Origin of the sequence: Algoriphagus aquaeductus (genome assembly GCF_003253485.1) — a bacterium.
GTDB classification, from domain to species: domain Bacteria; phylum Bacteroidota; class Bacteroidia; order Cytophagales; family Cyclobacteriaceae; genus Algoriphagus; species Algoriphagus aquaeductus.
On the sequence record NZ_QKTX01000012.1, the window covers coordinates 55554 to 69205 of the forward strand.

The 13652-nt window shown below is 45.3% G+C and carries 8 protein-coding genes; 2 read left to right on the forward strand and 6 right to left on the reverse strand.

The features are described from left to right. Window positions 1-17 precede the first annotated feature (17 nt). The 4 genes from CLV31_RS15675 to CLV31_RS15690 form a co-directional block, all read right to left on the reverse strand. Complete coding sequence (locus tag CLV31_RS15675) at window positions 18-1787, reverse strand: efflux RND transporter periplasmic adaptor subunit (RefSeq protein ID WP_111393855.1); 1770 nt, start codon at window positions 1785-1787, stop codon at window positions 18-20. A gap of 6 nt (window positions 1788-1793) precedes the next feature. Continuing rightward, window positions 1794-3308: a TolC family protein gene (locus CLV31_RS15680; protein ID WP_181452650.1), complete on the reverse strand. Its 1515-nt coding sequence runs from the start codon at window positions 3306-3308 to the stop codon at window positions 1794-1796. A gap of 4 nt (window positions 3309-3312) precedes the next feature. Then, window positions 3313-7143 (reverse strand): efflux RND transporter permease subunit, encoded by a 3831-nt coding sequence (locus CLV31_RS15685; RefSeq protein ID WP_111393857.1) that lies wholly within the window; start codon window positions 7141-7143, stop codon window positions 3313-3315. A gap of 91 nt (window positions 7144-7234) precedes the next feature. Beyond that, the gene (locus CLV31_RS15690; protein WP_146250910.1) at window positions 7235-7648 is read right to left on the reverse strand and encodes an HYC_CC_PP family protein; all 414 of its coding nucleotides are present in this window, start codon (window positions 7646-7648) and stop codon (window positions 7235-7237) included. A 102-nt stretch (window positions 7649-7750) separates the two neighbouring features. Here CLV31_RS15690 and tnpA point away from each other — a divergent pair, with 102 nt between their 5' ends. After that, window positions 7751-8212 carry an IS200/IS605 family transposase gene (tnpA, locus tag CLV31_RS15695; RefSeq protein WP_111393859.1) on the forward strand — a complete coding sequence of 154 codons (462 nt, stop codon included), beginning with the start codon at window positions 7751-7753 and terminating at the stop codon, window positions 8210-8212. A gap of 209 nt (window positions 8213-8421) precedes the next feature. Here the strand turns inward: tnpA and CLV31_RS15700 are convergent, their stop codons facing one another. Continuing rightward, window positions 8422-8631, reverse strand: coding sequence for a heavy-metal-associated domain-containing protein (locus tag CLV31_RS15700; RefSeq protein WP_111393860.1), 210 nt, complete (start codon window positions 8629-8631; stop codon window positions 8422-8424). Window positions 8632-8713: 82 nt separating this feature from the next. Then, a complete protein-coding gene (locus CLV31_RS15705; protein WP_111393861.1) occupies window positions 8714-11032 on the reverse strand; it encodes a heavy metal translocating P-type ATPase in 2319 nt (772 codons plus the stop codon). Between the two features lie 696 nt (window positions 11033-11728). Here CLV31_RS15705 and CLV31_RS15710 point away from each other — a divergent pair. Continuing rightward, window positions 11729-13639, forward strand: coding sequence for a sensor histidine kinase (locus tag CLV31_RS15710; protein ID WP_181452651.1), 1911 nt, complete (start codon window positions 11729-11731; stop codon window positions 13637-13639). Window positions 13640-13652: the final 13 nt, after the last annotated feature.

Sequence of the window (13652 nt, forward strand, 5' to 3'; positions counted from 1 at the left end):
AGGTCTGGATAGGTAAATCAATGTTTATGTGTTGCAGGAGCTGAAGAAGTGCCTGAAAGATCCATTACCGGCTGGCCTTTCAGATAGGTTTGTTTCACTTCTCCACAGGCTAACATGGAGGCTCCGAAATAAGGATTGGTGATATCCTTTTGCTCGCTCAGCCAATACGCACCCTGATCTCCGAAAGCCATCGGGCAATAATCTTTATACACCACATCCTTGTTGATGCCAAAGGTCTCAGTCATTTCCAAGACATGAAAGGAAAGCATGGAAAAATGCTTTCGGGCCTCTTCGATATCTTTTGCCGAAGCCATTTTTGCCCGGGCATCTTTCATTCCATTTAGGATCTCCATCCATTTATCATGGGCCTGGTCTTTCACCAAACCCATATTTACTTTGGAAAGGCTTTGTTCGATTGCTGCAAGAGCCTTTTGTGATTCATCTAGCTTATCTTTCACCAAACCATTTTTTACCTGAAAATAGGCATCCGCCACTGCCGTGATTTGATTTCTGAATTCCTCCGAAACCTCCAAGGATTTGGTTTGCGGACGCTTCATCATGCTGTATTGTCCTGAAAGCTGAGCAGCGGCATCGATGGCAAAAACTCCGTTGGTCACGATCTCTTCACCCGCCTGAAGACCGGATTCGATCAGGTAATTGTCTCCCATACGGTTACCCAAGGTCACCTCGCGCATCTCAAATCCCGGCATTTCAGAATTGGGGACTTTAACATACACCACGGAGCGCTTTCCTGACCATAAAACGGCTGTTCGGGGTATTGTAACACCTGCCGAACTTGGTTTCTTTGCAGTTTGGATTTTGGCGGTGACAAACATTTCCGGTTTTAGCTTTCCACCCGAATTGGTGATTTCCGCCCGCACAGAGGCTGCACGGGTATTGGCATTCAGAAGCGGATCGATAAAGGAGATTTTTGCTTTGAAATTTTCCTCCGGCATTCCGGCCACGGTAAAACTGATTTCATTTCCGGTGGAAAGAAGCGGCAAATCTGACTCATAGGCATCCAAGAGCACCCAAAGCTTGTTGAGATTGACCACATTAAACAAGACCGAACCCGTACTCACATAATCTCCCACCGCGATATTTCGCTGAGTCACTACACCGGATTGATCGGCAAGGATGTCAAATTGTTCCCGAACCGTTCCGCTTTGCTCGATTTCCGTGATCTGACCATCGGTCAATTTCCAGAGTTTGAGTTTTTCCTTGGCAGCAGCATAGAGTTGAGGGAATGAGGCTTTGGACTTTACTGCTTCCAGCAATTCCCGCTGTGCAGTGAGCAATTCCGGGGAATAGATCGTAGCAAGCCGCTGACCTGCTTTGACTTTCTCTCCAGTGAAGGTCACGAAGAGTTTTTCGATTCGACCTGGAAATTTAGCCGTTATGGCTGCATTTTCACGTTCGTCAGCCTGAATTTTTCCGGTAAGGAAAAGTTCTCCGGATCCATTGGTTCCTCCGATTTTGGTGGTATGGATTTGTGCCAAAGCCACTGCTTCAGGAGTCATTTCAAAGACCATTGGATTGTCACTTCCCGAACTTGCTTGGGAGGCAGGAATCAAATCCATCCCGCAAATCGGACAGTCTCCCGGTTCGCCCAACTTAATCTGCGGGTGCATGGAACAGGTCCAAAGTGTAGGAACACCGGATTCATTTTCATGGGCATGTCCTTCATGGGATTCAGAGGAGGATGGTTTGAGTATCCATCCAATCAATCCTCCGACGACCAAGGTCACGAGGATCAGGGCTAATTTATTTTCAAGTATTTTTTTCATTTCAATTCACGGTTGAAAGGTGAGTGAAGTAGCTGCCAAAGCTTCCAGTTGGGCAAGACTTTGCTGCTGTTGATTAAGTGCGTTGATACGCTTTTGCTGATAGTCCAAAAGCTGCTGATTAGCCCGAAGCACCTCTTCGAGACCGGTGGCATTGCTGATAAAGGAAGTCTCCAAAAGCCGTATTTGCTGATTGACCAGCTGGATTTGGTCCTCGTAAAGTCGAAAATTTCGCTCGCTTTCCTCCCAAGTCCTGAAGGCATTTGCCCATTCCATTGCGAGGAGATTTTCCGTTTTTTGGCGATCCAATTGGGCTGATTCTTTGAGGTATTCCGTCTCCTTGATTTTGGAATTGATTTTCTTTCGGTAGATCGGAAGGGTCAAACTGACCATAGGCATGACCATATTCTCTCCTCCCATCTGCATGCCGTTTTCAGGTCTTGGCGCAAAGGTCATGTAATTGACTCCAGCACCCAGCATGGGTTTTCCTTCGAGTTTGGCCATTTTGGCTTGTTGTTCGTAGGCTCCGATTTCGGCCTGATACATGGCGAGCATGGGGTTGTTTTGGCGGATGCTGTCCAGAATTTCCTGTTTTTCCAAGCTCAACACGGGTTTTTCTAATTGTTCCGGGAGATTGATTTCCGCCCGGATTTCCCGATTAAGCAGCTGATTAAATTTAATCTGAAGTGGTTCCTGATTGGCCTGAAGCTGCTCAATGGAGTTCTCCAATTCCCGGATTTGCATTCGGATCTGTAGCACGGCACTCATTCCTGTAGTGGAACTTCCCATCGGAGCAGCACTCATCTCAGAATTCATGGAACTCGGGCTATTCATGGCGCTTGAGGTATTTCCTCCCATGCCACCCATTCCGCTTGAACTTCCAGCCGAGGTAGAATTCACAGTGGGCTGCGGCATAGATTGGGAAGGAGCTGAGCTTGGTGCAGAGGTACCTGCTTGAAAGCGAATCAGCGCCAGTTCCTCGTATTTTTTGAGGTATTCGAGGTTTTCCTGAGCGATTTTGATTTCTTCCTTTAAACGAATCTGCTCATACCAAGTGGATTTGACCAGAAGTAGCAACTGATTTTTTTCCTCCAAGAAAAGCTGATACTGTGCTTTGGCCATCTGATTGGCTTCTTCCTTTTGTGTTCCGATCATTCCAAACCAAGGGAACATCTGCATCAAGCGGAAATCCGCCGTCTGATTGCCCATAAATCGCTCCATGGGTTCGAGAAAAAAACCCACCTGAAGTTCCGGATCTGCCAAACTCGGCTGATTCACCCGCTCCGCCATGGCTTGGTAGCGCGCATAGGAAGCCTTCAGTCCGGGGTTGTTTTCAGCAGCTTGGATGAGGTAGTCGTCGAGGGATTGGGCTTTGGCCTCATTTGTAAGCAGTAAAAGGTGAGTGGTAAGTAGTAGGATAACCGTCCGAACCTTGAACTCCAAATTTCGAATATCGAATAAGGAACCCCGAAATCCGAAATCCGAAATCTGAAATCTCAAATTAACTAGTGTCTTGTTTTCCATGACCTTATGCGTTTGATTCATCGGCGAAAACCTCCGAATTGTGTTTCAATTTTCGTTCGGCCCACCAGCAATACAGGGTAGGCACAATAAATACCGTCGTTACTTCCAGGATCATTCCGCCCAAAGAAGGAATCGCCATCGGAATCATGATATCCGAACCCCGACCAGTGGATGTGAATATTGGCAGCAAGGCCAACAGGGTGGTTGCGGTTGTCATCATACAAGGCAAGACTCTGCGTTTTCCGGCTTCCAACACCGCAGCTCGAATTTCCTGTACGGTCGATGGCTTGTTTTCCTTGAAGCTTTGGTCTAAATAGGAAGCAACCACCACTCCGTCATCCGTGGCTATGCCGAACAAGGCAATAAAGCCCACCCAAACTGCCACACTGAGGTTATACACTTTCATCTGGAACAAGTCGCGGAAATTGGTTCCAAAGAGACTGAAGTCCATAAACCAGTCTTGTCCATAAAACCAAATCATCAGGAATCCGCCCGAGAAAGCCATGGCTATCCCTGTAAAGACAAACAGGGTAGTGGAGACAGCTTTGAACTGGAAATAGAGAATCAGGAAGATCAGAATCAAACACAAGGGAACCACGATGGCTAGGCGTTGCTCAGCTCGGATTTGGTTTTCATAAGATCCCGAAAACTCAAATCGAACGCCATTAGGGACCTTCAATTCTCCCGAATCCATCTTTTCCTGCAGGTAACGCTTGGCATCTTCGACCACCGTTACTTCAGCAAATCCCGGCATTTTGTCCAGCAACACATAACCCACCAAGAAGCTGTTTTCGCCTCGAATCATATCTGGTCCGGGACGGTAGGTGATGTTGGCCACCTGACCCAAGGGAATGTAATTACCCATGGGAGTTGGGATTTGAAGGTTTTTGATCGCATCCGGATCGTCTCGGAATTCCCGTGCATAGCGTACCCGAATTGGAAAACGCTCCCGGCCCTCCACGGTCGTACTGAGTTTCATCCCACCAATCGCTGTCTCGATGAAGTCCTGCACGTCGACCACATTCATGCCATAGCGGGAGATTTGCTCCCGGTCGATATCGAGTTCGAGATAAGGTTTACCTACAATCCGATCGGCAAAGACCGCTTCTTTTTTCACAGATGGCACCTCTTTCAGGTACTTTTCCAACGCTAAGCCAAAGGATTCAATAGTCTGTAAATCTGGACCATATACTTTGATGCCCATTGGGGCCCGCATGCCGGTCTGTAGCATCACAAGGCGCGTTTCGATAGGCTGAAGTTTGGGTGATGAAGTCACTCCGGGGAGATTGATCACACTGAGGATCTCATTCCAGATATCATCCGGGGTGCGGATATGAGCTCTCCACTGACGGAAATATTCCCCGTCCTCATCTTCGATCAAGTCGGAAACCTTGATCTGATTGGGAGTCATGGTCGCAGGATCGTAAAAGGAACCATCCTTTAACTCATACTTTCCATCCGAAACCTTGAAGCGAAGTCGGTTGCCATTGATATCTGTGGCGTATTCCGACTTGTAGTTGATCGTATTTTCAAACATGGAAATCGGGGCAGGGTCGATTGCGGTTTCTGCCCGTCCCGCTTTTCCTACCACCATATCGACTTCAGGAATCGCAGTCACCAGCATATCGAGCTTTTGAAGGACTTCTTTGTTTTCCTGCATCCCCGAATGCGGCATGGTCGTCGGCATCAACAGGAAAGAACCCTCATTGAGCGATGGCATAAATTCCTTTCCCAAACCCGGAAAAGTATGTGTCAATCCAGACCATACACCGGTGGTACGGATGTTTACGCCCACGGCGTCGAAGGCTTTGGGGATTATTCCGAAGACTCGACCGAAACCTAACCAAACACTAGCGCCAAGTAGAATGACAACCAGTGGAAAGAGCAGGAAAGTGCCCTTATTCGCCAAACACCAATTCAGGATGCGGGGATAGACTTTGATAAATCCGGCAAATCCTCCCAAAACCAGCCCCAAAAGCAAGGCTATGAAGATAAAGTTGGTTAGGATACTGACCGAAACACCCAAAGGCATCCATTGCTGAGTCAGTAGCCAGGCCACAAAAACCAATGTGACGGCAATGATGAGTAAGCTTTTACGCTTTTCAACTTTCTCAGGAAAATGGAAAGCAAGCGTGTGAACTAAGCCATAGCTAAACAGTAACCAACCCGCCCAAGACCAAAGCGTGAAGGCTACGATCGGACCCAAAATCACCAATCCATAATTCAGGAATCGACCGATTTTTCCCTTGGCTGATTTCATGCTGAATACCCAATGGGAAAACGCGGGCATAATCAACAAGGTGAAAATTACCGCTGATATCAGCGCAAAAGTCTTGGTGTAGGCTAGTGGACCAAAGAGCTTTCCTTCGGCTGCTTGTAGGGTAAAGACTGGTAAAAAGCTGATAATCGTGGTGCTGACAGCCGTCAATATGGCTCCCGAAACCTCAGCCGAAGCCAAGTAAACGGTCTTGAGGTTGGATTGGCCTTTGGGTGCCATTTCCAGATGTCGGAGGACATTTTCATTGAGAATAATACCTAAATCCACCATAGTTCCGATCGCAATTGCAATCCCGGATAATGCCACGATATTGGCGTCTACTCCAAAGTACTTCATGAAAATAAAACACATCAGCACCGCCATCGGAAGCAAAGCCGAAATCAGGAGGGAAGCCCTGAGATTGTACACCATCACGATGATTACCAGGATGGTGACTAAAATTTGAAGGTTGATCGCTTCGTAAAGCGTGCCTAAGGTTTCATAGATTAGGCCTGTTCGGTCATAGAATGGGACCAAAGTGACTTTCGAAACTGTTCCGTCGCCCAGGGTTTTGGCGGGAAGACCCTGAGAAAGTTTTTCGATCTCCGCTTTTACTCCTTCGATTACTTTCAGGGGATTATCTCCATAGCGGGCAATGACCACTCCGCCAACGGCCTCAGCCCCGCTCTTGTCGAGGATGCCGGACATGTTTCGGGTTTGGGGACCAATATTGACCTTGCCTATATCCTGAATGCGGATGGGAACATTATTGGTGACTTTGACTACGGCTTTGTCCAGGTCAGAAAGTTCCTCCACATATCCCAAGCCTCGGATAAAGTAATCCACTCGATTAACCTCGATGGTATTGGCAGACACGTCCAAGTTGGATTTTCGAACGGCCTCCATCACATCCATCAGCGTAACACCATGCGCTTTGAGCGCTGCAGGATCCACATCGACTTGGTATTCCTTCACATAACCGCCTACAGAAGCCACTTCAGCCACGCCTTCCACTGCGGTCAAGGCATAGCGGACGTAGTAATCCTGGATAGTTCGGAGTTCGTGCAGATCCCAGCCACCGGTTGGATTTCCGTTTTCATCCCGACCTTCCAAGGTGTACCAATAGACTTGTCCCAAGGCCGTGGCATCCGGGCCGAGTTTGGGTTGGACGCCTTCCGGCAAAAGTCCGGCTGGAAGGGAATTGAGTTTTTCCAGAACACGGGAACGGCTCCAGTAAAACTCGATGTCCTCTTCGAAAATGATATAAATACTGGAAAAGCCGAACGCAGAACTGGAACGAACACTTTTTACTCCAGGAAGTCCGAGCAGGGAGGTGGTGAGGGGATAGGTGATTTGGTCCTCCACATCCTGAGGAGACCGGCCCATCCATTCGGTAAAGACGATTTGTTGATTTTCCCCGATATCGGGGATGGCGTCAACAGGCACGGGATCTCGGGGGAGAAATCCCACATTCCAGTTGAACGGTGCGGTGACGATGCCCCAACCGATAATCAGCAGGAGGAAAAGTACCGTAACCAGTTTGTTTTCAAGAAAATACTTGAGGATTCGGTTAATCATAATTCCAAGGTTTTAATACAGAATATGTATCCCTTTGCCTTTTGGCAAAAGGGTTTACTGCGGGCAAAAGCGATTTGCCCAAACCTTGGGTTTAGATTAAATAGGTTTCGTAAAGGACTTGAAGGTCCTCAGTTGGCGGGGGAGAGGAGTAGTTGGGAAGTTCCGGATTTTCCTGAAGGGAAGAATCAATTCCAAAAATAAAAACCTGAACCAGTGCTAGGGCAAAGTTGAGGTCAAGCTTGATTTCAAATTTCTTTAGCTGAACATCCTCATCGACCTGAAGGTGTTCGGTGATGTTTTCGCAGCAGGATTTGGGGTCTTTTTGATTGTCTTCCTCATTTTCGCTGTGGTCCATATCCATGGCCATACCGCAGTCGAGATGCTTTTCACCAAAACCAATTTCCGACTTCATCGCATGGCCCATGCAAAAATGCGTGGTCTTCGCCATCCCGATGGTAGAGAAGAGCACGAAAAAGGCAAGCGATATGGAAATCAATGTTTTCATTGAGTCAAAAGTACGGAATTTTGTTTGGGAAGTTCAATAGTTGATTTGATAGGCTTTCTTGTTTAATTTCATTTCATTGTTGGGATTCAAATTTTTAGACTTATGGCAAATACTTTTACTCAAATCCACCTCCAAGTTGTCATTGCTGTTAAATTCAGAATGGGGTTGATATCTCCAGATTGGGAATCTAGGTTATTTGATTACATGATCGCGATTATTCAAAATCATGGTCATAAAGTTTTAGCTATAAATGGTATGCCTGATCATGTTCATATTTTGTTTGGATTTCGCCCTAATCAATCCTTAAGTGAATTAATGCAATTGCTGAAAGCATCTACTTCGAAATGGATTAATGAAGAAAAGCTCACTAAATCCAAGTTTGCTTGGCAGGAGGGATACGGAGCCTTTTCCTATACCAAATCTGATGTGCCCAAAGTGGTAAATTATATCCTGCAACAGAAGGAACATCACAGGAAATCGAACTTTCTTGAAGAGTATAAGAAAATACTCGATAAACTCGAAATCGAATATAATCCGGTATATATCTTCAAAGAACCTGAATAGGTATCGTCCCTACGGGACTAGCAAATCATCAATTGAATTCATTTTGCTACCGAGCTATGGTCCCTTGCGGGACCCGAGCTGGAAGAAATTACATCCAATTTTTTAAATCTCATCCACCAAATTTTCAAACGGGATTTGTGCCGTTAGGCACTAAAGCTTGGTAGAAAAATGGGGATTGGGATCCGTAAAATGCCGTAGGCATGACAGATTTATAATGGATTCGCAATAAATCCAGCTTTCAACACCGCCTTTTTGATGTCTTCGGGTTCCAGATTTTCTGTTTCTACGGTAAGGGTTCGATCAGGATCTGCAAGATCTACGTTCCAAGAATCGATTCCGCTTTGCTCATTGAGCTTGGGAGTGACTTTGGCGAGACAGTTGGAACACTGGATGTTGGTTTTGAATTTTAGAGTTTTCATGTTATAGAAAGTTAGATATTAGACGCAAGACACAAGACCTAAGAACAGAATTCCGAATTCTTGTGCCATAATTTTTAAATCTTCAAATCTTCAAATTTTTCAATCTCAGGCTATTCATCACTACAGAAACCGAGCTAAAGGCCATCGCGGCACCGGCGATCATGGGATCGAGGAGAAAGCCATTGATCGGATAAAGCACTCCCGCAGCAATCGGAATTCCGATCACATTATAGATAAATGCCCAAAAGAGGTTTTGTTTCACTCCATTGACGGTCAAGTGAGACAAGCGGAATGCCTGGGGGATTTTTTCCAGATCTGACGTAATCAGGGTGATTTTGGCTACGTCCATCGCGATATCCGAACCATGTCCCATGGCAATGCTGACATCGGCTTGGGCCAAGGCTTCTGAGTCATTGATGCCGTCGCCTACCATGGCAACCACTTTGCCTTTTTCCTGAAGGGATTTGACAAAGTCTGATTTGTCGGAAGGTATCACCTCGGCTTTGAAGTGGTCAATCCCTACTTCCTCAGCTACAGCTTTGGCGGTTTGGGGATTGTCTCCGGTTAGCATATAGACTTCCACCCCTGAATTCTGGAGCTTGGCAATGGCTAATTTTGAACTTGGTTTAATCTGATCTTGAATACCCAAAATAGCCAGCGCATTTTCTTCATCCGCAAACCAAATCACCGTTTGTGCTTTTTCGCTCCATGATTTAGCTTCTGATTCAAGTTCGGTAGGAATAGAAATCCCGTTTTCGCTCAGCAGTTTTACATTGCCCACAAAGTAGGTTTTGCCTTCAAATTTACCTTTTACTCCTCTGGCAGTGATGCTCTCGAAGCTTTCTAATTCGACCGATTGAATCCCTTTTTCCTTCAAGAATTTGACCACCGCCTCAGCTAGGGGATGCTCGGATTTGGATTCTAGAGAAAGGAGTATTTCTACCCCCCAGCCCCCTGAAGGGGGAGATGTGTTTTCAATTGAGAGATTGCTTCGTTCAAGAGACGCTCCCGCCGCTGCGGGCAGGCGCAATGACGACTGCTCACTGTCCACTGACCACTGCAAACTAACCACAGTCGGTTTCCCCGCTGTAATCGTCCCCGTTTTATCCAGGATAATCGCATTGACCTTGTGACCGAGTTCAAGGCTTTCAGCATCACGAATCAAAATTTGGTTTTCGGCGCCTTTGCCTACACCCACCATAATCGCTGTAGGAGTAGCCAACCCCAAGGCACATGGACAGGCAATCACCAAGACTGAAACTGCTGCCAATAAGGCATGCGAAAAGGCATTTTCTCCTCCTAAAAGCATCCAAACCGAAAAGGTAACCAACGCTATCCCGATAACTACAGGAACAAAAATCCCGGCAATCTTATCCACGAGTTTCTGTACTGGCGCTTTGCTTCCCTGAGCTTCTTGGACACGCTGTATGATTTGGGAAAGCAGGGTAGCAGCTCCCACTTTTTCAGCCAGGATCTCCAAGCTTCCTTTTTGATTGATTGTTCCGGCAAAGACCTTATCGCCGGCTTTTTTCTCCACTGGCACGGGTTCCCCGCTGATCATACTTTCATCAATGTAGCTGGAGCCAGCTTCCACTATTCCGTCTACCGGGATTTTTTCTCCGGGTTTGATCAGGATGCGGTCTCCAAGCTGGACCTCTTCGATTTTGATTTCCTGGGTTTGACCGTTTTGGATGAGGGTCAAGGTTTTGGGCTGAAGGCCGATCAGTTTTTTGAGGGCAGTTCCGGTTTGGGATTTGGCCCGTTCTTCGAGCATTTTTCCAAAGGAAATAAACACCACGATCACCGTGGCTGCTTCATAGTAGACATGCGGGTGGATTCCCTGGGCATGCCAAAATTCCGGAAAGAAGGTGTTGAATGCAGAAAAGAGAAAGGCGATACCCGTACTCAAGGCCACCAAGGTGTCCATATTGGCTTTGCGGTGACGGGCTTGTTTCCAGGCATTGACATAGAAATGACGACCAAAGTAAAACAGCACCGGAATACTCAGCGCCATGCTGATCCATCGGCCTGCTTCCCAATCCATAAAAAACATCCCCAAAACAAATACGGGTAAGGTCAATAATCCGGCTCCGATGGTCCGGGCTTTTACCTCCTGGTATTTCTTGGCTTGTTCTTCCTGAACAGTTTCGATAACCGCTTTTTCGCTGATGATGATTCCATATCCCACATCCTGAAGGGCAGCATTGATGCCTTCGGGAGTTAGGCGATCATCCCATTCGACTTGGACGGTATTGGTCGCAAAGTTGACCGAGGCAGCATGGACCCCATCGGTGTATTGGAGAATGGTCTCCACACTCGAAGCGCAGGCGGCACAGGTCATGCCCGTGACGGGAAAAGTCTGTTTATGTATTTTTTGTGGTGTTGTCGTAGCGCTTTCCATTTTGTGAAATGATTACGCTACAAAGATGAGAGGTCCTTTGCCGGAAAGTTTTACAGGATTTTGCGAAAAAATTATAAGATTTTGGTTTAGTCCTTCTTCAGACAAATCATAACCAATCGAGATAAAATCGAAATTTAAGGTAAACATCACCTTTCCCTAATTAACGATCATCCATCTACAGGCTATTTCTCATGCTTATTTGGATTTCTTTTAAAAAAGAGCCATTTTTAAATCACTTGATGACCCTCATTTGAATCTTACAGGATTGTCCCCTTTGCTTTATTAGTTTAAAAAGAAGTAATCTTTCCTTGACCTTGGCGACTGATTTTGTCCAAATCAGCCGATTTCTGTTTATTCCGTTTAATTATATAGTTCATTCTACGCTTTGACCGTTGGATCGGTTTATGGTATATCAAACATTGAGTGTCTCCTAACAAATTGAAGCTAAAATGACCTAGAGAAGCTTAAAAAAGAAATCAAGCTTAATTCTACCCAAACCCCATGTTTCATCACAATATTCTTGTGAAACTGGTCTTTTGGCAATCCTTTTAACCCTTTATTCAACCCATTACTCCCTGATTTTTCATGGATATTAAAGAAACCAAGCCTTACCAAAAAATTTTAATCCTTAGTACATTCATCTTTCTCGGTTTGAGTCTTCTTTTATTTGCGACCCGACTTTTTGAATTCCCGTATTTGAATCAAATTTTTCAAGATGTCCCGGGCTTAAAATTTAATTCCGTTGTCCTGTTAGTATTGGCTGCTATTATCTGTCATTTTTGGATCCGAGAGGCTCAACAGGGTCTGCGCTTCGGATTGGTTTCGCTGATTTTCGGTGTTTCATTTCTTTCTCTTATTCAAGATGTCACAGGGTTTTCATTTGGAATTGACGAGCTCTTATTCCAAGATGTACTTGGCAGACAGAATCAGGTTCCATTTCCTGGCCGAATGCCGGGTATGACTTCGCTGATATTTGTCTTTTTTTCAGTGGGTTATTTCATTTTGCAATCCAAATCCTCAAGAAAAGAATGGGGTCAGATTTTAATTCATGGCATCACGCTCTTGTGTTTCATTGCCCTTTTAGGGTATATGTTGCGTGTACCTGATTTTTACAGGTTATCTTTTCTGACAGGGATTTCACCAATTACAGCATTTAGTTGGTTTTTGTATTCTCAAATAATCTCGCTCCAAAATCCAAACCTCGGAATCACTGGGCTTCTGACCGGAAGTCAGATTGGGAGTAAAATGGCCAGAAGATTTACCCCAAGGTTAGTTCTTGTCCTCGTGATTCTTGCGGGGTTGCGGATTGAGCTTCATCGGTACGATCTCATACAGGTAGAATTTGGAATTGTATTATTTGCCCTTTCCTTCTTGCTTTTAGGTCTTTGGGTGGTTTGGGATGCCGCTTCTTGGCTCAACTATTCTGATATAAAGCGTCGAAAGGCTGAAGAAGATTTGAAGCTGAATAATCAGAATTTGGAAAAGTTGGTTTTGATAAGGAATCAGGAGCTTCACGCTATTTTAGATACTGCTGAAGCCTGTATAGTCTCTACCGATAAAAATGGGTTAATCAGGCATTTTTCCAAAGGAGCCGAAAGAATGTTGGGATACACCCCTGAAGAGCTTATTGAGAAAGCAAAGCCGCTGATTTTTCATGATAATATAGAGGTGGAGACGCGCATGAAAAAGATGTCGGAGGAGCTAGGGAAGACAATAACAGGTAAAGAGCTATTCACTTCGCTCCCTATCCTTGGAAAAGTCTACTCCGATGAATGGACCTACCTTACTAAATCCGGAAAGAGGATTCCAGTTCAGCTAAATATTTCACCCATCACTTCACCCGAAGGTAAAAATCTGGGATTCATAGGGATTGCCACAGATATTTCTCAATTGGCTGATTCAAGATTGAAGCTCCGCGAGCTACTTAAAAAGCTGGAAGGAAGAAATCATCAGTTGCTGAATTTCGCTCATGTTGTATCTCATAATCTTCGTACGCCGGTGTACTCTATTGAGACGCTGTTGGGATATTATCAAGAGGAGTCCAATCCCGAGCAAAGAAATGAGTATTGGTCCTTGATCTTAGGGGTAGTTCAGTCACTCTCCCAAAGTATGGAGGAGGCTTTGGAGGTCTTGAGAGTCCAAGAAGACCAAGGGCAGAATTTAGAAGAGGTATTTTTTGAGGAGATTTTTGAAAAAACAAAATTGGCACTAACAGGGAAAATTCTCGAATCAGATGCGGAATTGATAGAGGACTTTTCAAATCTACAATCCATTCAGTTTTCCAAATCTTATATGGAAAGTGTTTTTCTCAATCTTCTATCCAATGCAATCAAGTATAGAGACCCTGAAAGAAGACCACATATTAACCTAAAATCAGGGTTTGAAGATGGAAATGCCTTTTTGGAAATCAGTGATAATGGCCTTGGAATCGACCTCGAAAGAAATGGCGATAAGATTTTTGGAATGAATAAAGTGTTTCATGATCATCCAGAGGCCAAAGGAGTCGGTTTATATATCGTAAAAACGCAAATTGAATCCATGGGAGGGAAGATTACTGTCCAAAGCAAACCTCACGTAGGAACCACATTTAGAATCCAATTTAGTTGATATGAAATAAAAT